Annotated in this window: 18 protein-coding genes; 6 read left to right on the top strand and 12 right to left on the bottom strand. The window is 67.6% G+C overall.

The window, feature by feature from the left end; genetic code table 11:
• Window positions 1-40: 40 nt before the first annotated feature.
• A complete protein-coding gene (locus D4766_RS13925) occupies window positions 41-943 on the top strand; it encodes a BON domain-containing protein (RefSeq protein WP_199798082.1) in 903 nt (300 codons plus the stop codon).
• Window positions 944-1027: 84 nt separating this feature from the next.
• Here the strand turns inward: D4766_RS13925 and pgmG are convergent, their stop codons facing one another.
• The 3 genes from pgmG to D4766_RS08390 form a co-directional block, all read right to left on the bottom strand.
• A complete protein-coding gene (pgmG, locus tag D4766_RS08400; RefSeq protein ID WP_120717052.1) occupies window positions 1028-2431 on the bottom strand; it encodes a phosphoglucomutase/phosphomannomutase PgmG in 1404 nt (467 codons plus the stop codon).
• A gap of 16 nt (window positions 2432-2447) precedes the next feature.
• On the bottom strand, window positions 2448-2729 hold the full coding sequence (locus tag D4766_RS08395; RefSeq protein WP_120717051.1) for a J domain-containing protein: 282 nt from the start codon (window positions 2727-2729) through the stop codon (window positions 2448-2450).
• A 232-nt stretch (window positions 2730-2961) separates the two neighbouring features.
• Window positions 2962-3783, bottom strand: a complete 822-nt coding sequence (locus D4766_RS08390; protein WP_120717050.1) for a division plane positioning ATPase MipZ — start codon at window positions 3781-3783, stop codon at window positions 2962-2964.
• 63 nt (window positions 3784-3846) lie between these two features.
• Between D4766_RS08390 and panC the strand changes: the two genes are divergently transcribed.
• Window positions 3847-4701: a pantoate--beta-alanine ligase gene (gene panC / locus D4766_RS08385; protein ID WP_120717049.1), complete on the top strand. Its 855-nt coding sequence runs from the start codon at window positions 3847-3849 to the stop codon at window positions 4699-4701.
• Between the two features lie 6 nt (window positions 4702-4707).
• Here the strand turns inward: panC and bioA are convergent, their stop codons facing one another.
• The 3 genes from bioA to D4766_RS14045 are packed head-to-tail and all read right to left on the bottom strand — an operon-like array spanning window position 4708 to window position 7693.
• Window positions 4708-5958 (bottom strand): adenosylmethionine--8-amino-7-oxononanoate transaminase, encoded by a 1251-nt coding sequence (gene bioA, locus D4766_RS08380; protein ID WP_120717048.1) that lies wholly within the window; start codon window positions 5956-5958, stop codon window positions 4708-4710.
• Window positions 5955-6578: a dethiobiotin synthase gene (gene bioD / locus D4766_RS14050; RefSeq protein WP_120717047.1), complete on the bottom strand. Its 624-nt coding sequence runs from the start codon at window positions 6576-6578 to the stop codon at window positions 5955-5957. The genes bioA and bioD overlap by 4 nt, the downstream gene beginning before the upstream one ends.
• The gene (locus tag D4766_RS14045; protein WP_120717046.1) at window positions 6575-7693 is read right to left on the bottom strand and encodes an 8-amino-7-oxononanoate synthase; all 1119 of its coding nucleotides are present in this window, start codon (window positions 7691-7693) and stop codon (window positions 6575-6577) included. The genes bioD and D4766_RS14045 overlap by 4 nt, the downstream gene beginning before the upstream one ends.
• A 99-nt stretch (window positions 7694-7792) precedes the next feature.
• Here D4766_RS14045 and D4766_RS08365 point away from each other — a divergent pair, with 99 nt between their 5' ends.
• The 4 genes from D4766_RS08365 to D4766_RS08350 are packed head-to-tail and all read left to right on the top strand — an operon-like array spanning window position 7793 to window position 13813.
• Window positions 7793-11299 (top strand): response regulator, encoded by a 3507-nt coding sequence (locus D4766_RS08365; protein WP_120717045.1) that lies wholly within the window; start codon window positions 7793-7795, stop codon window positions 11297-11299.
• A complete protein-coding gene (locus tag D4766_RS08360; RefSeq protein ID WP_199798081.1) occupies window positions 11284-12123 on the top strand; it encodes a CheR family methyltransferase in 840 nt (279 codons plus the stop codon). Before D4766_RS08365 ends, D4766_RS08360 begins: the two co-directional genes overlap by 16 nt.
• Window positions 12120-12686, top strand: a complete 567-nt coding sequence (locus D4766_RS08355; RefSeq protein ID WP_120717044.1) for a chemotaxis protein CheB — start codon at window positions 12120-12122, stop codon at window positions 12684-12686. Before D4766_RS08360 ends, D4766_RS08355 begins: the two co-directional genes overlap by 4 nt.
• A complete protein-coding gene (locus D4766_RS08350) occupies window positions 12683-13813 on the top strand; it encodes a hybrid sensor histidine kinase/response regulator (RefSeq protein ID WP_120717043.1) in 1131 nt (376 codons plus the stop codon). The genes D4766_RS08355 and D4766_RS08350 overlap by 4 nt, the downstream gene beginning before the upstream one ends.
• A 32-nt stretch (window positions 13814-13845) precedes the next feature.
• Here the strand turns inward: D4766_RS08350 and fghA are convergent, their stop codons facing one another.
• From fghA to D4766_RS08320, 6 genes are all read right to left on the bottom strand, one after another.
• Window positions 13846-14679 carry an S-formylglutathione hydrolase gene (fghA, locus tag D4766_RS08345; RefSeq protein WP_120717042.1) on the bottom strand — a complete coding sequence of 278 codons (834 nt, stop codon included), beginning with the start codon at window positions 14677-14679 and terminating at the stop codon, window positions 13846-13848.
• Entirely contained in the window at window positions 14679-15791 is a 1113-nt protein-coding gene (locus tag D4766_RS08340; RefSeq protein ID WP_120717041.1) for an S-(hydroxymethyl)glutathione dehydrogenase/class III alcohol dehydrogenase, read from the bottom strand. The genes fghA and D4766_RS08340 overlap by 1 nt, the downstream gene beginning before the upstream one ends.
• A gap of 82 nt (window positions 15792-15873) precedes the next feature.
• Window positions 15874-16734: an HTD2 family dehydratase gene (locus D4766_RS08335; RefSeq protein ID WP_120718138.1), complete on the bottom strand. Its 861-nt coding sequence runs from the start codon at window positions 16732-16734 to the stop codon at window positions 15874-15876.
• A 14-nt stretch (window positions 16735-16748) separates the two neighbouring features.
• On the bottom strand, window positions 16749-18335 hold the full coding sequence (locus tag D4766_RS08330) for an acyl-CoA dehydrogenase family protein (protein WP_120717040.1): 1587 nt from the start codon (window positions 18333-18335) through the stop codon (window positions 16749-16751).
• Between the two features lie 115 nt (window positions 18336-18450).
• Window positions 18451-20448 (bottom strand): BCCT family transporter, encoded by a 1998-nt coding sequence (locus D4766_RS08325; protein WP_120717039.1) that lies wholly within the window; start codon window positions 20446-20448, stop codon window positions 18451-18453.
• The gene (locus tag D4766_RS08320) at window positions 20449-21690 is read right to left on the bottom strand and encodes an MFS transporter (RefSeq protein WP_120717038.1); all 1242 of its coding nucleotides are present in this window, start codon (window positions 21688-21690) and stop codon (window positions 20449-20451) included.
• Between the last annotated feature and the right edge of the window lie 79 nt (window positions 21691-21769).

Genomic DNA, 21769 nt, shown 5'->3' with positions numbered 1-21769 from the left:
CGATGGGAACGGCAGCTTTTCACAAGACAGGAGCCACCACATGGATGACCGCAATAGAAGCAACCAGTACGACCGGCAGGGCCGCAATCGCAATCGCAACCAGTACCGGGACACCTCCGATTACTACGGATCGCGTCAGGCCGAGCAGTTCGACGACGGTAATTCCTATTCGCAGGACGGCGACTGGTCTCAGAGCGGCCGCTATGATCGCCAGTACGGCGACAGCCGGCAGTCCTCTGGTTCGTCGTATTCGAGCGACGACTACGGTCGTGGCTCGTCGCGGAGCAGCTACAATCAGGGCGCGTCCGGCTCGTACGACCGCAGCTACGGTGGCGGCGACCGCGGCAACTACGGCGGCAACCGCTACGACAACGGCATGAGCTACTACACCAGTGAGAGCCAGGGCGGCCGCGATTTCTCCGGCGATCGCAGCAATTACGGGACGCGTTCGGACTACGGTTCGAGCTACGGTTCGTCGTCGGACTACGACCGCAACCGGTCGTACGATCGCACCGGAAATCGCGGTGACGGCGACCGCGGATTCTTCGAGCGGGCCGGTGACGAGATCGCCAGTTGGTTCGGTGACGAGGATGCCGCGCGCCGCCGCAAGATGGATCATCGAGGCAACGGCCCTTCGGGCTACACGCGGTCGGACGAGCGCATTCTCGAGGATGCCTGCGATTGCCTGACCGAGGATTGGGATCTCGATGCCCGTAACATCCAGGTGACCGTGAACGGCGGTGAAGTCACGCTCGACGGGACCGTCGACGATCGCGGGGCGAAGCGCCGGGCCGAAGACGTCGTTCATGACATTTCGGGTGTGAAGCACGTGCAGAACAACTTGCGCGTGCAAGACCGCAACTCGAACGACTGGAACGGCACCGATCGGACATCGACCGACCGGACGCTGACCAACGACACGACCGGTACCACCGAAGTCTGATCGATCGGATCGAACCAATGAGGGGCCCGCGATTGCGGGCCCCTTTTTCGTGTTCGCCGAATATCATTCATCCGGCGACCGCGTTCAGTGCCCCGCTTGCGGTCCCCGCTCCAGCCCGCTCGCCTCGAGCTGGTCGTCGATCTGCGCGACCAGGCGGTCGAGCCCTTCCTGGCTGTCGCTTTCGGCCCGCGCGACGAGGACGTCCTGCGTGTTCGAGGCGCGCAGCAACCACCAGCCGTCGGGCGTCGTCACCCGCACCCCGTCGGTGCCGTCGACCTCGAGGTCCGATCCGGCGAGGCGCGCCTTCACTTCCTCGATGGCGGCGAACTTGCGGCTTTCGTCGACCTGGAAGCGCAGTTCCGGCGTGTTGACCATATCGGGCATCGCGCTGCGCAGTTCGGTGACCGATTTGCCTAGCCGCGCCGAGGCCGCGATCAGACGGACTGCGGCATAGAGCGCGTCGTCGAAGCCGTAGTATTCGTCGGCGAAGAACACGTGCCCGCTCATCTCCCCGGCCAAGGGCGAGGAAACTTCCTTCATTTTGGATTTGATGAGACTGTGCCCGGTCTTCCACATCAGGGGCTTTCCGCCGAGTTCGGCGACCCGTTCGAACAGCGCGCGGCTCGCCTTCACATCGGCGATGATCGTTGCACTAGGTAGTCTTCCCAGGAGGTCTTCGGCGTAGATCATCAGTAGTTGATCCCCCCAGATGATGCGGCCTTCGCCGTCGATGGCACCGATCCGGTCGCCGTCGCCGTCGAAAGCCACTCCGAAGTCGAGGTTCTTGTCCGCGACAAGCCGCCTCAAGTCTTCGAGGTTCTCCGGAACAGTGGGATCAGGATGATGGTTGGGAAAATTCCCGTCGACTTCGGTGAAGAGAAGATGGTGTTCCCCCGGGAGCCGGGCGGTCAGCGCCTCGAGCGCGGGGCCCGCGGCGCCGTTGCCCGCGTCCCAGCCGATCCGAAGAGTGGACAGCCGATCGTGGCCGACGTCGCCGAGCCCGCCCACCAGTCGCTCGATGTACTCGCCCATGATCTCGCGGCTCTCGACCTCGCCGGAACCGTCGGCCCATTCACCGCTCTCGGCCATCTCGCCGAGCCGCTGGATGTCCGCCCCGAAGAACGGCCGGCCCATAAATACCATTTTGAAGCCGTTGTAATTGGCGGGATTGTGGCTGCCAGTTATCTGAATGCCGCCCTGCACATCTTCGGCTGACGCCTCGGCATAATAGAGCATCGGGGTCGGGCCCATGCCCACCCGCACGACGTCGCAGCCCGAGGCGGTGAGCCCTTCGATCAGCGCATGCTCGAGCATCGGCGAGCTGATCCGCCCGTCGTAGCCCACCGCAACCTTCCGGCCCCCGGCAGCGGCCAACAGGGTGGCGAAGCCGCGCCCGATGGCGCGCGCGTCGTCGGGTCCGAGGGTTTCGCCGATCACCCCGCGGATGTCGTATTCGCGCAAGGTCGTGGGATCGAAGGTATGGCTCAAGATCGGCTCCTCAGGTTTATTCGGACAGGTCGTCCAGCAGCAGGTCGCGGGCGGCATTCGCCTCGTGCACCTGGTCGTTCGTTCCGCCGCGGTCGGGGTGCACCGCCGCGACGCGCCGCCGGTGGGCATCGACGATCTCGCCGCGCGAGGCCCCGTGCCGCACGCCGAGCAGCTTGCGTGCATCCAGAACGGCCCGGCCCCGTGTCGGTTTCGCCTGCAGGTAGGCCCACGGCCAGTCGCCGAGCATCCAGCGGCATCCAAGGGATATCACGGCGGCGATGACAAACAGTTTCAGCATGCGAGCATCGCCTTCCGGACAGCGGCGCTGTCACACATATCGTGGGTTTCTTCCGAAACCGCCGGGCCCGGTTTTTTCCTGCCAATATCGCGATTTGCGCGCAAAACGGCGGTCGCTCGTGCCACCTTCCGCCGGTGGCATTGGAAGGGGGGGAAGCGGGGGGAACGAACAGGCACTTCCCGCGCCATAAACGCCCCCGCGCGTGTAGGACAGGATTTAACGTGTGCGCCCGTCAGGCGAGCGCCAGTTCGGCTTCCTTCGGCTTTGCCACCGGCAGGTTGAGCGCGGCAACCAGCGCCCGCAGTTCCTGCCGCGCGACGAGGTGGCTGGTACCGAGTTCGCCCAGATGCCCCTTGTCGAGCAGGGTGAGGCCGCTGGGAAACAGTTCGCGGTAGATCACGCGTTCGGACAGGCCGTGCGCGACGCGGAAACCCACCCGCTTCGACAGTTCCTTCAGCGCCTGTTCGATGCGCGCCATGTTGCGCGCCTCGACGTGGCCGGTGCGGTTGCGCACGACGACCCAGTCCATCTCGCGGCGGTTCTGTTCGATCTGGCTGCGGCCGCGCTTCAGCCGTGCTTCCCAGATAAGCTCGGCATAAAACGACAGCTTGCGGACCTTGAAGGTTTCGGCGTCGACCTGCCCGATGAGGTCGAAATCGACGAAGCTGTCGTTGAGCGGGGTCACGAGCGTATCCGCCTCGGTTGCGGCATGGCGGGCCAGCGGATCGTCGCGGCCCGGCGTGTCGAACACGACGAAGTCGCAGCCTTCCGCCAGCGTGGCGACGGTGGCTTCCAGTTCTTCGGGCGTACCGCCTTCGAACACCTCGAACCGAGCGGTCGGGAGTTCGATGCCGCGGCGGGCGGCGGTCTCGGCACGGTTTTCCAGATAGCGGTAGAGCGTGCGCTGGCGCGGATCGAGGTCGATGGCGGCGACGCGGGCGCCGCGATAGGCGAGCGCGACGGCGATATGGACCGCAGTGGTCGACTTGCCGGTCCCGCCCTTCTCGTTGGCGAAGACGATGCGATGCGCTTGGCAGCGGGCGGTTTTGGTCACGTGCAATCCCGGTTTGGCCCGTCTAGGGCGATTGCGGACAGGATAATCGAGAGGCGGCAGGGCGTGCAAATCGCAAACACGCTGGAAGTGTTGAGAAGCGCGGTGGACGGCCTGCGCACGGGCGGACGCAGGCTCGCGCTGGTGCCCACGATGGGCGCGCTGCACGAAGGGCACCTGACGCTGGTGCGCGAGGCGCGGCGCCATGCGGACGCGGTGGCCGTGTCGATCTTCGTCAACCCGAAGCAGTTCGGTCCCGGCGAGGATCTCGATGCCTATCCCCGCACGTTCGAAGAAGACTGCCGCCTGCTCGAGGCCGAGGGGGTGGAGCTGCTGTGGGCGCCGGTGCCCGTGGCGATGTACCCCGACGGGTTCGCCACCAACGTATCCGTCGCGGGCGTGAGCGATGGCCTGTGCGGCGCGGCGCGGCCGGGCCATTTCGACGGCGTGGCGACCGTGGTGTGCAAGCTGTTCAATCAGGTCCGCCCCGACACGGCGCTGTTCGGCGAAAAGGACTGGCAGCAGCTTGCGGTCATCCGCCGCATGGCGCGCGATCTCGACCTTATGCAGCCGCATGCGGGTGCGATTCTCGGCGTGCCGACCGTGCGCGAAAGCGACGGGCTCGCCCTGTCGAGCCGCAACCGGTATCTCTCGCCCGAACAGCGCGCGCAGGCCGCCGCGCTGCCGATGGCCATGCGCGAGGCGATCGCGGCGGTGGAAGGCGGCAGTGCCGTCGCCCCGACGCTGGCGGCGCTGGAGGCGCACCTGCTCCAGGCCGGGTTCGACAGCGTCGATTACGCCGAACTGGCCGATGCGGCCTCGCTCGAGCCGCTCGACACTCTCGGAGCCGACCCCGCCCGCCTGCTGGTGGCCGCGCGTATCGGCGGAACGCGGCTGATCGACAACATGGCGGTCGGCTGAGCCGGCTCAGGCCAGCGTTTCGAGAACGTCCTCGATCGCATCGTAGATAGAACCGAGCTGCTCCCCGGTCGTGCAGTAGGGCGGCATGACGTAGATCGTGTTGCCCAGCGGGCGCAGCAGCACGCCGCGTTCGCGGAACATCGCGAGCATCCGGGGCGCGAGGTCCGACAGGTACCCTTCCGCATCGCCGACATCGAACGCCGCGATCGTGCCGAGCGCACGGGGGTTGCGCGCGAGCGGGTGCCCGGCGACCCGCGCGAGGTGCCGCGCCTGCCGCTCGGCCAGCGCCGCGATCCGGTCCATCACCGGCTCCTCGCGCCAGATCGCGAGGTTCGCATTGGCCGCCGCGCAGGCGATCGGGTTGGCGGTGTAGCTCGACGAATGGAAGAACATCCGCCCGCGATCGGGGCTGAAGTGCGCCTCGTAGACGGGTTCGCTCGCCATCGTCACCGCGAGCGGGATGGCCCCGCCGGTGAGCCCCTTCGACAGACACAGGATGTCGGGTTCGATCCCCGCCTGTTCGCACGCGAGGAGCGTTCCCGTCCGGCCCCACCCGGTCATCACCTCGTCGGCGATGAACAGCGTGCCGTGGGCGGCGCAGATGCGGCGCATTTCGGCCAGGGTCTGCGCGTCGTAAACCAGCATGCCCCCCGCGCCGAGTATTAGCGGCTCGACGATGAAGGCGGCGGCCCCTTCGCGGCAGGCCGTATCCAGTGCGTCGAGCGTAGCCTGCCGGGCGTGGCTGCGCGGAAAGGGGATCGACACGACATCGAACAGCAGCGGTTCGTAGGCGCGGTTGAAGGCACCGCGCGCGCCGACCGACATCGCCCCGATGGTATCGCCATGATAGCCACCGTCCATCACCACGATCCGGTGGCGGTCCTCGCCCCGGTTCAGCCAGTATCCGAGTGCCATCTTCAGCGCGACCTCGACGCTGGTCGATCCGGAATCGGAAAAGAACACGCGGGTGAGGTTCGCGGGCATGATCCGGCGCAGGCCCCCAGCCAGCCGTTCGGCCGGCTCGTGGGTCCAGCCGGCGAAGATGATCTGGTCGAGCTCTCCCGCCTGCCGGGCGATGGCTTCGGCGATGCGCGGGTGGGCATGGCCGTGCGTCGTCACCCACCACGACGAAATGCCGTCGATCACCGTTTCGCCCAAGGCGAGATGGAGCAGCGAGCCCTCGGCCCGCGCCACCTCAGGGATGGGCTCGCCGAGGCCGTGCTGCGTGAAGGGATGCCAGATGGGCGAGCCGGTCATGCGAAGTGCCCCGGATCGAATGCGTTGGCGAAGGCGGCGGCCAGCGTGTCGGCATCGAGCGGATCGAGCCAGGGGAGACGGCCGAGACGCGCCACTTGGCCGATGGCGCAGATGGTCGCCTCGTTGTCCGGATCCGCATCGCCCACGAAGGCGATGCCGAGGATGGACACGCCGCGCGCACGCAAGGCCTCGATCGTCAGCAGGCTGTGGTTGATCGTGCCGAGCGCAGTCGCCGCGACGACGACGACCGGGGCCTCCCAGCGCGCGAACAGGTCGGCGTAGAGAAGGCCGCGCGTCACCGGGACCAGCGCGCCGCCCGCCCCCTCCACCACCAGCGGACCATCAACCCGCGGCAGCGCGAGCGCACGGGGATCGATGGCAATGCCGTCGATCTCGGCAGCCCGGTGGGGCGAGCAAGGGGTGGTGAGGCGGTATGCCTCGGGCAGGACCTTTTCCGGCGGCAGGCCGAGCGCGGCCACCCGCGCGCTGTCGCTGCCATCCGCCAGCCCGGCCTGCACAGGCTTCCAGTAGTGCGCGCCGAGCAAGGCCGCGAGGCCGGCGGCGAACACGGTCTTGCCGATGTCGGTATCGGTTCCGGTCACCACGATGGGTCGTGTCACAGGATGTCCTTCAATGCCTGGGCGAGGTCGTCGATGTCGCTTTCGCCGACGTTGAGCGTGATCGAGACGCGCAGCCGCGCCGTGCCTTCCGGGACGGTCGGCGGGCGGATGCCGCGCACGTCGAACCCGCGTGCCTGCAAGAGCCCTGCGATCTCCATCGTGCGGAGATCGTCGCCGATGACGATGGGCTGGATGTGCGACCCGCTCGGCTCGATCCCCAGCGGTTCGAGGACGCCGGCGGCATGGCGGACGAGCGCGCGCAGCCGCTCGCGCCGGTCGTCCGCCTGCGCCGCGATTGCCAGCGAGGCGCGCAGGGTTGCCGCAATCAACGGAGACGGCGCGGTCGAGAAGATGAAGCCCCGCCCCCGATTGACGAGGAAGTCGCGGTAGAGTCGTGGGCCGAGAACCAGCGCGCCCTCGCACCCCAGCGCCTTGCCGCAGGTCGCCAGCACGATGGTGTCGGCGCGCCCGTGAAGATCGGCCGCGAGCCCCCTGCCGCCGGGTCCGCAGACGCCGACCGCGTGCGCCTCGTCCACCAGCAGCATCGCGCCCTCGCGCTCGGCAAGCGCCGCGAATTCCGCGACCGGGGCGGTGTCGCCGTCCATGCTGTAAAGCGTTTCGAACGCGATCCAGGGCGTCCCCCGCCCGCCCTCTGCCCGCCATGCGCCGATGGTGTCGGCGGCCGCGCTGGGGTCGTTGTGTGCGAAGGCGCGGCATTCGGCGCGCGACAGGCGCATGCCCTCGTGCGCGCTGGCGTGAACCATCGCGTCGTAAGCGACGAGGTCGCCCGGCTGCGGCAGCGCGGCCAGCAGCATGCTGTTGGCCGAATAACCGGATCCGGCCCACAACGCGCCGGCCGACCCGAACAGCCGGGCTGCGGCATCCTCCAGCGCCTCGTGCTCGGCGTGATTGCCGCGCAGGAGGCGCGATCCGCCGGAGCCCAGCGGAACCCCGCGCCGCAAGGCGTCCTGCGCCGCCTGACGCAGTTCGGGCGATCCGGCGAGCGCGAGGTAGTCGTTCGACGAGAAGTCGACACCCTCGGCCAACGCCAGGGTGCGCCTGCGCCCGCGGCGTTCGAGGCGAGCGAGATCGGTTTCGTGGAAGGTGGACGGCATAAGCGCGCGCGGCCCCTAGACCGGCACAGCGCCGTTGAACACCGGTCGCTTGCGCAGCCGCGGGCCGATTGAGGTTGCTTGGCGACGGTCCCCGTCCCTATGGCTCGCGCGAACTTGCCAGGATGCGGTATCTTGCAGACCCGTACGACCACTTTGAAATTGCGCGACAACGCCACAGGCTGGGCCATCGCCGGCCTCGTCCTCGGCATTGCCTTCTTCCTCGTCAGCGCGATCGCCGCCTGGTCCAACATCCTCGACATGCGCGCGAACGAGGCGCGCATCCGGAACACGCACGCGGTCCTGACGACGCTCGACGATATTCTCGTCGCCGCCCTCGACACGGAAACCGGACAGCGCGGCTACCTGCTGACGGGGGATCAACTTTATCTCGAACCGTACGCCGCCGGCGTGACGGCGGCGCGGGCGAACCTGTCCGATCTCGAAAGGCTGACGCAGGGCGATAGCGTCCAGCACGCCAACCTCGCCGGGGTGCGTTCGACAGTCGAACGGTCGCTCCGCCTGTCGGAAACGGCAATCCGGACCCGTCAGGACGAAGGCTTCGCCGCTGCCATCGCGTTGACCGACGGCGACCGCGGCAAGATCGCCATGGACGCCATCCGCGCCGAAGTGGCGCAGATGAAGCGCGTGGAAACGGCCGATCGCCAGCAACGCGTAGCCGATCTGGCGGCCGCATCGCGAACTGCGGTCGTCAGCGCGGTCGTCACGAGCCTCATCGGCATCGGCCTGACCATCGCGATCTTCATCCTCCTGGCGCGCAGCAACCGTATCCGCGCCCGCCAGGCCTGGTTGCAGACGGCGCGGGTGGACCTGTCCGAAATGATGCGTGGCGAAAAGACCGTCCCCCAGCTGGCCTCCGCCGTCCTCGCCTTCCTCGCCGAGCGGACGGGGGCGAACGCCGCCGCGCTGTTCAAGGGCGAAGGCGGCACCTTCAACCGCGCCGCCGTGCTGGGCGTACCCGATACCGCGCAAGTGCCCGAGACCTTCACGGTGGGCGAAGGACTTCTCGGCAAGGTCGCCGCGGACGCGAAGCCGACCACCCTCACCGACCTTCCCGCCGGCTATCTCAAGATCGGATCGGCGCTCGGTAACGACGTACCGCGCCATCTGGTTGTCGCGCCCGCCTTCAACGAAGGCACTGTCAACGCCGTGATCGAGCTCGGCTTCTTCGACGCGCCCGATGACCGTGTCGGCGAACTGCTCGAGACGATCGCGGGCTCGATCGGGGTCGCGCTGCGCTCGGCGCGGTTTCGCGAACGCCTGCAGGATGCGCTGGAAGAAACCACGCGGCAGGCCGGCGAGCTGCAGGCCCAGACCGAGGAACTGCGCGTCTCCAACGAGGAGCTGGAGGAACAGGGCAACGCGTTGAAGGAAACGCAGGCCCGCCTCGAACTCCAGCAGATCGAGCTGGAGCAGACCAACACCCAGCTCGAAGAACAGGCCGAGCTGCTGGAGGGCCAGCGCGACGATATCGCCCGCGCCGCCGCGCGCCTCCAGCTCAAGAGCCGCGAGCTCGAACAGGCGAGCCAGTACAAGTCCGACTTCCTCGCCAACATGAGCCACGAGCTGCGCACGCCGCTCAACTCGCTGCTGATCCTTTCGAAACTGCTGGCCGATAACACCGGAGGCAACCTGTCGGACGAGCAGGTGAAGTTCGCCCGCACCATCGAATCGTCGGGCAACGATCTCCTCGCCCTCATCAACGATATCCTCGACCTGTCGAAGATCGAGGCGGGGCACGTCGAGATCGCCGCGGCCCCCGTCGCGACCGACCGCCTCGTCGCCGACCTGCGCAAGGTGTTCGATCCGCTCGCCCAGCAGCGCGGGCTGGACCTCGCCATCGAGGTCGCGCCCGGTGCCCCGCGCTCGATCGAGACCGACCGGATGCGGCTGGAACAGGTGCTCAAGAACCTGCTGTCGAACGCGATCAAGTTCACCGAGGCGGGCAGTGTTGCGCTAACGCTTGCGAAGGGCGAGGGCGACACCGTCGATATCGCGGTCGCCGACACCGGCATCGGCATCGCGCAGGACCAGCGCGACGCGATCTTCGAGGCGTTCCGCCAGGCCGACGGCACGATCAGCCGCAAGTTCGGCGGCACCGGACTGGGTCTGTCGATCTCGCGCGAGCTCGTGCGGCTGCTGGGCGGCACGATCCGCCTCGACAGCGAGGAAGGAAAGGGCAGCACCTTCACCGTAACGATCCCGGTGGTTTACGATCCCGCGCTGGTAGAAGCGCGCCAGGTCGCCCCCACTGGCGATACGGACGACGCGCCCGGTCGCGCACCGTCCGCCTCCCCCGCTCTGGCCTACGCTCCGGCCCTTGCCCACGGCCGGACGGGGCCGGCCGCAGCTTCGGCCTCGGCCATCGTCGACGACGATCGCGGCGCGCTGGCAGAGGGCAAGCGGGTCTTGCTGGTGATCGAGGACGATCCCGCCTTCGCCGGCATCCTGTGCGACCTGTCGCGCGAGATGGGCTTCCAGTGCATAATCGCCGGCACCGCAGAGGAGGCGATCGAGCTTGCCCGCGAATACCGGCCGAACGCGATCGTGCTCGACATCGGGCTGCCCGACCAGTCGGGGCTCACCGTGCTCGACCGGCTCAAGCATCAGGAGGAAACGCGCCACATCCCGGTGCACGTCGTCTCGGGGTCCGACCAGAGCCAGACGGCGCTGGCGCTGGGCGCGATCGGCTTTCTCGAAAAGCCCGCCCCGCGCGAACAGCTGGCCGAGGTGCTGGGCAAGCTGCAGGACAAGCTGGCGTCGCGCATGCGCCGGGTGCTGATCGTGGAGGACGACGCGGTCCAGCGCGACGCGGTCGGCAAGCTTCTGGGATCGCAGGATGTCGAGACCGTGGGGGTCGGTACGGCAGCCGAATGCCTCGAGGAACTGCGCGGCGGGCACTACGACTGCGTGGTCCTCGACCTGTCGCTGCCCGATGCCTCGGGCTTCACCCTGCTCGAAACGCTGAGCGAGGAGGACGGCGCCGCGCTGCCGCCGGTCATCGTCTATACCGGCCGCGACCTGTCGGCCGACGAGGAGCAGAGGCTTCGCCGGTATTCGAGTTCGATCATCATCAAGGGCGCGAAATCGCCCGAGCGGCTGCTCGACGAGGTATCGCTGTTCCTCCACCGCGTGGTGTCGGACCTGCCCCCCGAACAGCGCCGGATGATCGAGAAGGCGCGCCACCGCGACGCCGCGCTGGAGGGTCGCCGTATCCTCATCGTCGAGGACGACGTGCGCAACGTCTATTCGCTCACCAGCGTTCTCGAACCGCGCGGCGCGCTGACCCGGATCGCGCGCAACGGGCAGGAAGCGCTCGATGCGCTGGCCGATGCCGACGGCGATCCCGACAAGACGATCGACCTCGTGCTGATGGACGTGATGATGCCGGTCATGGACGGCCTTACCGCCGTGCGCACGATCAGGGAGGATGCGCGGTGGCGCAAGCTGCCGATCGTGATGCTGACCGCCAAGGCGATGCCCGACGACCAGCAGAAGTGCATCGATGCCGGCGCCAACGATTACATGGCCAAGCCCATCGACGTGGACAAGCTGCTGTCGCTGGTGCGGGTATGGATGCCGCGGTGATGGCGCAAAGCGTCGAGGACGTCGAAATCCAGCTGCTGCTGGACGCCGTGTTTCATCACTATCACTACGATTTTCGCCACTACGCCCGCGCCTCCATCAAGCGGCGGCTGCTGCAGGCCCGCGCGCAGCTGGGATACGGCACGATCTCCGCGATCCAGGAGGCGGTTCTCCGCGACGAGACGCTGCTGCCCCGCCTGCTCGATTTCCTCACCGTACAGGTCAGCGAGATGTTCCGCGACCCGTCCTACTTCCGCGCGCTGCGGGAAAAGGTCGTGCCCCACCTCAGAACCTATCCCTCGCTCAAGGTCTGGGTGGCGGGCTGCAGCGCGGGCGAAGAGCTCTACTCGCTGGCGATCCTGTTCGCCGAGGAAGGGCTCGCCGACCGCACGATTTTCTACGCGACCGACATCAACCCGGCCGCGCTCAGGGCGGCGCAGGCCGGCGTCTATCCGCTCGACCGCATCCGCCTGTTTACCGAGAACCACCGGTTGGCGGGCGGCCGTTCCTCGCTGTCGGACTGGTACACCGCCGACTACGGCCGCGCGGTGTTCGACAAGTCGCTGCGCGAACGGACGGTGTTCTCCGACCACAGCCTGGTGACCGACGCCGCGTTCGGCGAGATGCACCTCGTGTCGTGCCGCAACGTCCTCATCTATTTCGACCGCGAGCTGCAGGACCGCGTCGTCGGCCTGTTCGGCGAATCGCTTGCGCGCGGCGGTTTCCTCGGCATCGGATCGAAGGAGAGCCTGCGCTTCTCCGCCCATGCCGACCTGTTCACCGAGTTCGTGCGAACCGAGAAGATCTACCGAAAGGCCCTGCGATGACCCTGGCCGCGGTCGTCATCGGCACGTCGGCGGGCGGGGTGCAGGCACTGTCCATCGTCCTGCCCGCCCTGCCGCCGGGCTTTCCCGCCCCTGTCATGGTCGTCGTCCACGTTCCCCCGCGAAAGGAGAACGCGCTGGTCGAGCTGTTCGCGAAGAAGTGCCGGCTGCCGGTGAAAGAGGCCGAGGACAAGGAACCGCTCGTGCCCGGCACGATCTATTTCGCGCCGCCTGACTATCACCTGCTGGTGGAGGCCGGATCGACGCTGGCGCTGTCGTCGGACGAGACGGTCAACCATTCGCGCCCCGCGATCGACGTCCTGTTCGAAAGCGCCGCCGACGCGTTCGGGGCGGGGCTCGCCGGCATCGTGCTCACCGGCGCCAATCACGACGGCGCGCGCGGGCTCGCGGCGGTCTGCGCGGCGGGCGGCACGGCCTTCGTCCAGGAGCCCGCCACCGCCGAAGTTGTCACCATGCCCGAGGCTGCCCGCGCCGCCTGCCCCGCCGCCCGCGCGCTGCCTCTCGAAGACATTCCCGCCGCCCTCCTGACGATGACCGAGCGATGACCGAACCTGCGAAATTCCTCCTGGTCGACGATCTGCCCGAGAACCTGCTCGCGCTCGAGGCGCTGCTCGCGCGCGACGGGCTGGTCCTGCATACGGCGCGCAGCGGCGAGGATGCGCTCGAGCTGATGCTCGCCAACGAATACGCGCTCGCGCTGCTCGACGTGCAGATGCCGGGCATGGACGGGTTCGAGCTGGCCGAGTTCATGCGCGCCAACGAACGGTCGCGGCATATTCCGATCATCTTCGTGACCGCCGGCAGCGGCGATGCGGCGCGCCGGTTCCGCGGGTACGAGGCGGGGGCGGTCGATTTCATCCAGAAGCCGATCGAGGCCGACATCCTGCGTTCGAAGGCCGACGTCTTCCTCGACCTCTTCCTCCAGCGCCGGCAGATCACCGTCCAGCGCGACGAGCTGGCGACGCTCAGCGCGGCGCTTCAGGCTGCCGACCGGCAGAAGAACCGGTTCCTCGCGGTGCTCGCGCACGAGCTGCGCAACCCGTTGGCGGTGCTGACGGCCGGCCTCAACATTCTCGAACGGGCCAGCGACCCGGCCGCGATCGAGACCGTGCAAGCCTCGATGCGGCAGACGCTGTCCCACGTGACCCGGCTGGTCGACGACCTGCTCGACATCAACCGCATCGAACAGGGCAAGATCGCGCTCCGCCGGGAATCGTTGGCGCTGGCCGACGTGCTGCCGGCCGCGCTGGCGGTGGCAGGGCCGTCGATCGAGGCGGCGGGCCACACCCTGACGGTGGAAGCGCCGGACGAGACGGTGATGCTCGACGTCGATCCCGCGCGCTTCGTCCAGATCGTCGGTAACATCGTCGGCAACGCGGCCCGTTACACGCCGAAAGGCGGGCGGATCGACGTCGTCGCCGCGCGTGCGGGCGACCGGCTGCACATCACCATCTCCGACAACGGCGTGGGCATCCCGGCCGAACACCAGTCGCTGATCTTCGACATGTTCGAGCAGGCCGACCACGATCTTGGGATCGTCGGCGACGGCCTCGGCATCGGGCTGTCGCTGGTGAAGCAGCTGGCCGAACTCCACGGCGGCGAGATTTGCCTGGTCAGGAGTGCGCCCGGCGAGGGCAGCACGTTCCGGGTCGAGCTCCCCGTCGCCGACTGACGGCGGGCCTTCGCCGGCCGTTCGCTCGCGCCCTACCCCAGCCGCTCGGCGTGCCAGGCGACGTGGTCGGCCATGAAAGTCGATATGAAGTAGTACGAGTGGTCGTACCCCTCCTGCATCCGGATCGTCGCCGGGATGCCGGCCGCGTCGCACGCTTCGGCGAGGCGGTGGGTCCTGAGCTGGTCTTCGAGAAAATCGTCGGCGGTGCCCTGGTCCACCAGCAGGTCCGGCAGCCGGGCGCCGTCCTCAATCAGGGCGCAGGCATCGTATGCGCGCCACGCAGTGCGGTCGTCCCCCAGATACCCCCCGAGCGCCTTCTCGCCCCACGGGCAGTCCATTGGGTTCACGATCGGAGAGAACGCACTGACCGAGCGGAAGCGGTCCGGATTGCGCAAGGCGATGGTCAGCGCACCATGCCCGCCCATCGAGTGGCCGGTGATGCCCTGCCGGTCCATGTCGGCCATCGGAAACTCCGCCGCGATGAGGGCGGGCAGCTCCGTTTCGACATAGGACCGCATCCGGAAGTTCGCGGCCCACGGCTGCTCGGTCGCATCGACGTAGAACCCCGCGCCCTGGCCGAAATCGTACGCCGCGTCGTCGGGCACGCCGTCGCCGCGCGGGCTGGTGTCGGGCGCAACGAAGATCACGCCGTGTTCGGCGCAGGCGGCGCGGTATTCGCCCTTTTCGGTCACGTTGGCGTGGGTGCAGGTGAGCCCCGACAGGTACCACAGCACCGGCAGCTTCGCACCGGGCGCATGGCCGGGCACGAAGACCGAGACCGTCATCGGCGTGCCCGCCTCGCGCGAGGGGTGGGTATAGACACCCTGCGTGCCGCCGTGGCTGCGATTGGCCGAAACCTGCTCCATCAATAGACCACCACGCTGCGGATGCTTTCGCCCGCGTGCATCAGGTCGAAGCCCTTGTTGATCTCCTCGAGCGAAAGGACGTGGGTGATCATCGGGTCGATCTGGATGAGGCCATCCATGTACATGTCGACGATCTGCGGCACGTCGGTCCGGCCCTTTGCCCCGCCGAACGCCGTGCCGCGCCAGTTGCGGCCCGTGACAAGCTGAAACGGACGCGTTGCGATCTCCTTGCCCGCTTCGGCCACGCCGATGATGATGCTGGTGCCCCACCCCCGGTGGCAGCATTCCAGTGCGGTGCGCATGACTTCGGTGTTGCCGGTCGCATCGAAGCTGTAGTCTGCGCCGCCGTCGGTCAGCTCGACAATCCTGGCGATCGTGTCCTCGCGGCTCATCCCCTTCGTGTTGAGGAAGTGGGTCATGCCGAACTTGCGGCCCCATTCCTCGCGCTCGGGATTGATGTCGATGCCGAGAATCACGTTAGCGCCGGCGAGCTTCGCGCCCTGGATCACGTTGAGGCCGATGCCGCCGAGGCCGAACACCGCCACGTTGTCGCCCGGCTGCACCTTGGCGGTCTTGGTCACCGCGCCGACCCCGGTGGTCACCCCGCAGCCGATGTAGCAGCTGGTCTTGAACGGTGCGTCCTCGCGGATTTTCGCGACCGCGATCTCCGGCAGGACGGTGAAGTTCGAGAACGTCGAGCAGCCCATGTAGTGGTAGATCGGCTGGCCCTTGTACGAAAAGCGCGTGGTCCCGTCGGGCATCAGGCCCTTGCCCTGCGTCGCGCGGATCGCGGTGCACAGGTTCGACTTGCCCGACAGGCACGTTTTGCACTTGCCGCATTCGGGGGTGTAGAGCGGGATCACGTGGTCGCCCGGCACGACCGAGGTCACGCCCGCCCCCACCTCGCGCACGATGCCGGCCCCCTCGTGGCCCAGCACGCTGGGGAAGATGCCTTCGCTGTCGAGGCCGTCGAGGGTGTAGGCGTCGGTGTGGCAGATGCCAGTCGCCATGATCTCGACCAGGACCTCGCCCTCCTTCGGTCCTTCGAGGTCGAGCTCGACGATTTCCAACGGTTTCCTGGCTTCGAAGGCAACGGCGGCGCGGGTCTTCATGGGTCTTCTCCAGTTCGTCGCTGCGGCGATAGGGTCGCGCGCTCCGGAAGGGAACAGGGCACCTGCGGTCGGTCCGCGCGCTTTATGTCGCGGCGCGGGCGGTGGCGCTCATGACCGGTCGTCCGTCGCCGGCGAACGCGCCGAGTTCGAGTTCGCCCCCGTCGCCCGTTCGCAGGGCAAGATGCAGCGGCTCGCCGTGGACGGCGGGCGACAGTCCGCGAAAGGCGAACCGCGCCAGCGGCTGCTCGCCCAGTTCACGCCGGGCGAGATCGAGCAGCAGCGTGGCGGTAAGCGGCCCGTGGACGACGAGGCCGCGGTACCCTTCCTCCTCGCGGGCGTAGGGCAGGTCGTAGTGGATCCGGTGGCTGTTGAAGGTGAGCGCGGAGTACCGGAACAGCAGCGGCGCATCGGGGACGAGGGTCCGCACCGCGCTCCACCCCCCAGCATCGAAGCGGCCCGCGCCCGCCGGAGGCGGAGCCGGGGGCGAACCGGGGGGCGGGGCCTCGCGGTAGACGAGGGTCTGGACCTCCGCGATCGCCGGGCCGTCCTCGCCGGACGTCTCGTGAGCGACCTCGACGAAGCAGAGTTCGCCCGCGCTGCCGGACTTGGGCGTGATCGATTTCACGACCGATCGCCGCTCGACCTCCTCGCCTATGCGCAAGGGGCGGCGGAATTCGACGCTGCTGCCCGCCCACATGCGGCGCGGCAGGGCAACCGGCGGCAGGAAGCTTGCCGGCGAACCGTCGCGCCGCGGGTGGCCGTCCGCGCCCAGATCGGCGGTCGCGGCGCGGGGCAGGCCGAGGCACCAGTGGATGCCCTGCGGCGCGAACCCGCCTTGCGGCGCAGCGCGGTCGAGCGCGGCACACCAGCGCGCGACCAGCCCGGCATCGACCCTGTCGTTCGCCATTTCCTCGCGCCCGATCCATGCGGTGTAATCGCCCATCCCGGTCGCCCTCATCAGTTCTGCGCTTTCAACAGGCCGCGCGCGATGACCTGCGCCTGGATCTCGGCGGCCCCTTCGAAGATGTTGAGGATGCGCGCATCGCACAGCACCCGGCTGATCTCGAACTCGAGCGCGTAGCCGTTACCGCCGTGGATCTGCAGCGCGGCATCGGCGTTGCTCCACGCCGCGCGGGCCGCGAGCAGCTTGGCCATGCCGGCCTCGATGTCGCAGCGCTTGTGCCCATCCTTCGCGCGCGCGGCGGCGTAGGTCAGTTCGCGCGCCGTCACCATGTCGACCAGCGCCATCGCGATCTTGTCGGCCACGCGCGGGAAATGGACGATCGCCTTGCCGAACTGCCTGCGGTCCACCGCGTAGCCGAGCCCCTGCTCCAGCGCTCGGCGGGCGACCCCGACGGCACGGGCGGCAGTCTGGATGCGTGCCCCTTCGAACGTGCGCATCAGCTGCTTGAACCCGTTGCCTTCCTCGCCGCCCAGCAGCGCGTCGGCGGGCGCGGTCATGCCGTCGAACGACAGCGCGTATTCGCGCATCCCGCGATATCCCAGCACTTCGATCTCGCTGCCGGTCATGCCGGCGGCCGGAAACGGGTCGGCTTCGGTCCCGCGCGGCTTGGGGACGAGCAGCATCGACAGCCCGGCGTATCCGTTCGCGTCCGGCACGGTGCGGGCGAGCAGGGTCATGAGGTCGGACCGGCTGGCGTGGGTGATCCACGTCTTCGTCCCGTCGATCCGCCATCCGCCGTCGTCGCCGCGCACCGCGCGGGTCTGGAGCGAGCCGAGGTCCGAGCCGGTGTCGGGCTCGGTGAAGACCGCCGTCGGCAGGATGTCGCCCGACGCGATGCGGGGCAGCCATTCGGCCTTCTGCGCATCGGTTCCGCCCAAGAGGATGAGCTCGCCCGCAATCTCCGACCGGGTGCCGAGCGAGCCCGCGCCGATCCATCCGCGCGACAGCTCTTCGCTGACGAGGCACATCACCAGCTTGCCGAGGCCGAGCCCGCCGTATTCCTCCGGGATGCACACGCCGAAGGTTCCGAGTTCGGCCATCCGAGCGATGGTCGCGTCGGGGATCAGCGCGTTGGCGAGGTGCCAGCCGTGCGCATGGGGCAGGATTTCGGCGTCGGTGAAGCGGCGGAACTGGTCGCGCACGGCGTCGAGTTCGGGATCGTGGAGCGTCTCGGAGGGCCACACGCCTTGCACCAGGGCGGCGACCAGTTCGGTGCGCAGGCGCTTCGTGTCGATGGCCATGTCGCGTGCGGCGGCGCGCAGCGTTTTCGCCTCGCCCTCCAGACCGAGGTCTTCGGGACGGAAGATCTCGTTCTGCCCCATCGGCAAACCGCCCGCCAGCTGGCCCAGCGTCTCCGCGAACGCGAGGTCCGCCACCATCCGATCGACCGGGTTCGAATCGCCTGCTCGCCCGGCCCATTCGTGCACCGCCTCGAGCGCGGCGACGCTGGTCGCGATCCACGCGAAGCCGTGGGCGGCACGCTGCTCCTCGTCGATCGACGCGGCTTCGAGCCGCGATGCCAGCGCGGCACGGGCCGCCATGCGGTAGGTCTGGGCGATGGAGAGCGCGTCGCTGGTCATGACCGGCCCCTCATGCGGGCTCGAACACGGAGGAGCAAGCGCGGCCACGCCACCGAACGGGCACACCTCTCGAAGCGGTCTACGGTACCCCGCCCCGCTGGGGGCAATCGCAGTTTCAGTTGGGCATGCTCTGGGTGGCCTGCCGGAAGTGGGCATACCGGGCAAGGAAGTCGTGGATGATCTGGTCGGCCGTAAATCCCGTGATGTCGTGACCCTGGGCGTCTTCGCTGGAGCGTCCGAGAACGCGGTAATGCCGCTCCTCGCGATCTTTTTCCTTGCCGGGTTCGATCCATGCAAAGCTGGGGGTGCGGAAGCCGCGTACCCGAACGGTATAGGCGAAAGTGCCCCGTTCGCCGTGGTCGATCGAGAGCGTCAGGGACTCGTCCTTACGAGAGATGGCGGACGAAAGCCCGCCTTCTTCAACCTGTTCGGCCACCGCCGACATCGCAGGCGCCGCCACCCCGTCGAGATAGGCCAGCAATTCGTCTTTCCCGTGATGCTCGACGATGGAGCCAAGCCGTTGCTGCCAGCTCGGCCCGCCCCCCCCGGCGGGTGGCATCGCGACCGCACCGGCACCCGTGGCCGTGCTCCGCCCCTCCATCTGCAAGGCGCGCAGGAGCCCATAACAGATGAAGATCATGACGAAGGCAAACGGAAGCGCGCTCGTGATCGCGGCGGTTTGCAGTGCCTGGAGGCCCCCCGCCATCAAGAGGACCGCGGCGATCCCGCCCGAACACACCGCCCAGAACACTCGCTGCCAGACCGGTGGGTTCTCCGCTCCGCCGGATGCGATGAGGTCCATGACCAAGGCTCCGCTGTCGGCCGAAGTGATGAAGAACGTGATGACCAGCAAGGTCGCGATACCCGAGGCGATTGCCGAGAACGGAAGCTGCCCGAGGACTTCGAACAAGGCGGTGGGAAGGTTGTTCGCGACCGCGTCGGCGACAGGCGCCACTCCGGTCATATCGAGTTCGATCGCCGTATTGCCGAAAACCGTCATCCACAAGAAGGTAAACAGCACGGGCACCAGCAGCACGCCGCCGACGAACTGACGGATCGTTCGCCCCCGCGAAATCCGCGCGATGAACATCCCGACGAACGGCGACCAGGCGATCCACCATCCCCAGTAGAACAGTGTCCAGTCGCCGAGCCACGGATTGGGTTCGTAGGCATACATGCGGAATGTGCGCGGGATCACCTCGCCCAGGTACGTCCCGATATTCTGCACGAAGGCCTGCAGGAGAAAGACCGTAGAACCGGCGAGGAGCACGAACACGAGCAGCAGGCCGGCCAGAACGATGTTGAGTTCCGACAGGCGCTTCACCCCGCGGTCGAGCCCCATCACGACCGACAGCGTGGCCATCCCCGTAATCGCCGCGATAAGCGCGATCTGAACCCCTGCGCCGACCGGCAGACCGAACAGGTAGGCGAAGCCCGAATTCACCTGCAGCACGCCCAGTCCCAGCGACGTCGCGACGCCGAACATCGTCCCGAGAACGGCGAAGATATCGACTGCGTGCCCGATCGGACCGTAAATCCTGTCTCCGATCAAGGGGTGGAGAGCCGAACGCACCGTCAGCGGGAGACCGCGCCTAAAGGCGAAGTAGGCCAGCGCCAAGCCGACGACTACGTAGATCGCCCAAGCGTGTAGCCCCCAGTGGAAGAACGTCAGCACCATGGCCTGACGGGCGGCCTCCACGGTCTTTCCGTCGCCGACCGGGGGAATGGCGTAATGCTGGATCGGTTCGGCGACTCCGAAGAAAATCAATCCGATACCCATGCCGGCACTGAACAGCATCGCGAACCACGACAGATAGCTGTATTCGGGCTCGCTGTCGTCGGGCCCCAGCTTCACGTCGCCATACCGGCTGATCATCAGGAACAGCGCGAAAATCAGAAAGCCGGCGACCGCGGTTATGTAGAACCAGCCGAAATCCGCGACGATGCCGGCTTGCAGGAAATCGAATACCCGTCCGGCGCGGTCGGGTGCCAGCGCGCCGAACAGCGCGAAGGCCAGGATCAGCGCGGCGGATATGAAAAAGACCGTGGGGTTCACCGCGATGCGCGGCTTCGCGTTCAACGGCGCAGCTTCTTCGAGAACGGGATCGTCCATTTAATTCCCTCGGTTCTTTTCGGCTGGCTCGGAGGCCGGATCGAGTAACGCGGCAACAGGCGTCGTCCGCGGCAGAGGCTGGTAGGAGTATTGCTCGTGTTCCGGAACCGGCCCGGCGACGAAGGTCCTCCAGACCCCGAAAGCCACGGCGAGCCCCGCCCCGACGGTCATCATCGCAAACAGCCCGTTCGAACCTGCGAGCGTCATTGCAGCAGAACCGAGCAGCGGACCGCAGACGGCGCCGATCGAGTAGATCAAGACGAGCGCACTGGTTGCCCCCACCCGTTGCGCGGACGTCAGGCGATCGTTGGCATGTGCGACGCACAGGGGATAGAGAGCGAATGCAGTCCCGCCGAACAGGGCCGCGACGAGGGTTCCGATCCCCGCCGGACCGACTGCCCACAACCCTCCCGCCGTCGCCGCGGAACCGGCGAAGGTGGCGATGATGACTTGGCGCCGGTCGAACCTGTCCGAAAGCAGGCCGAGTGGCCACTGCAGCGCTACTCCGCCGAGAATGGTCGCCGTAAGGAAACTCGCAGTCGCGGACACCGGCAGGCCGAGTTCGCGGGCATAGGCGGGCGCCAGGCCGTAGAAAGCTCCGAGCATGATGCCGGTCACCGCGACGCCCACGGTGCCGAGGGGCGAACTGGAATAGAGTTCCCGCAACCGCATCATGCCTGCGGGGGGTAGGTCGGGCCCCGCCATGCGGGTCAGCACGATCGGCAGTACGGCAAGAGAGACGAGCAATGAGGATATCACGAAGGGGAGCGCAGGTGCGGCAGCACTTACATTGAGCAATTGTTGGCCCAGGCCCTGCCCGAAATAGAGTGCGATCATGTAGGCGGCCAGGACGCTGCCGCGGGTTGCCGGCTCCGCGCGGTCGTTCAGCCAGCTTTCCAGGCAGACGTAGACCCCTGCCACGCAAACCCCGTCGATCAGGCGTAAACCCGTCCAGTAGCCGGCATTCTGCCACAGTGCATAGCCGAGTGTGCTGGCGGACAAGAGCGATACGAATGCGGCGAAGGCACGGATGTGACCAACCCTTTGTACGAGCAGGCCGGCGCGCATCGAACCGATGCACAGGCCGAGGAAATAGCTGGTCGCCACGAACCCGATCGTCAGAGAGGATGCACCGTCCGCCTGAAGCCGCACGCCGATCAGCGAGGTCATGAAACCCGAGCCGAGCATCAGAAGCATGATGCCCAGAAGCAGGCTTCGGACGGGAGCGATGGCCGCGAACATCCCCGGCCTATGCCAGTGTAACCCAGCCCGAAACAACCGTCGTCGAAACCGACGAGCAATCGGGCACCGCGAACCTGCC

The sequence above is a fragment of the Tsuneonella amylolytica genome, from assembly GCF_003626915.1.
Lineage (GTDB): Bacteria > Pseudomonadota > Alphaproteobacteria > Sphingomonadales > Sphingomonadaceae > Tsuneonella > Tsuneonella amylolytica.
Note: the sequence above shows the minus strand (reverse complement) of the source record. Positions and strands in the feature narration are given on the sequence as shown.

Coding starts and splice junctions, on each gene's coding strand:
- D4766_RS13925 (WP_199798082.1), top strand. CDS start 41: ATGGATGACCGCAATAGAAGCAACCAGTACGACCGGCAGGGCCGCAAT.
- D4766_RS08395 (WP_120717051.1), bottom strand. CDS start 2,729: ATGCTGAAACTGTTTGTCATCGCCGCCGTGATATCCCTTGGATGCCGC.
- bioA (WP_120717048.1), bottom strand. CDS start 5,958: ATGACCGGCTCGCCCATCTGGCATCCCTTCACGCAGCACGGCCTCGGC.
- D4766_RS14045 (WP_120717046.1), bottom strand. CDS start 7,693: ATGCCGTCCACCTTCCACGAAACCGATCTCGCTCGCCTCGAACGCCGC.
- D4766_RS08365 (WP_120717045.1), top strand. CDS start 7,793: ATGGCTCGCGCGAACTTGCCAGGATGCGGTATCTTGCAGACCCGTACG.
- D4766_RS08360 (WP_199798081.1), top strand. CDS start 11,284: ATGGATGCCGCGGTGATGGCGCAAAGCGTCGAGGACGTCGAAATCCAG.
- D4766_RS08355 (WP_120717044.1), top strand. CDS start 12,120: ATGACCCTGGCCGCGGTCGTCATCGGCACGTCGGCGGGCGGGGTGCAG.
- D4766_RS08350 (WP_120717043.1), top strand. CDS start 12,683: ATGACCGAACCTGCGAAATTCCTCCTGGTCGACGATCTGCCCGAGAAC.
- fghA (WP_120717042.1), bottom strand. CDS start 14,679: ATGGAGCAGGTTTCGGCCAATCGCAGCCACGGCGGCACGCAGGGTGTC.
- D4766_RS08340 (WP_120717041.1), bottom strand. CDS start 15,791: ATGAAGACCCGCGCCGCCGTTGCCTTCGAAGCCAGGAAACCGTTGGAA.
- D4766_RS08335 (WP_120718138.1), bottom strand. CDS start 16,734: ATGGGCGATTACACCGCATGGATCGGGCGCGAGGAAATGGCGAACGAC.
- D4766_RS08330 (WP_120717040.1), bottom strand. CDS start 18,335: ATGACCAGCGACGCGCTCTCCATCGCCCAGACCTACCGCATGGCGGCC.
- D4766_RS08325 (WP_120717039.1), bottom strand. CDS start 20,448: ATGGACGATCCCGTTCTCGAAGAAGCTGCGCCGTTGAACGCGAAGCCG.
- D4766_RS08320 (WP_120717038.1), bottom strand. CDS start 21,690: ATGTTCGCGGCCATCGCTCCCGTCCGAAGCCTGCTTCTGGGCATCATG.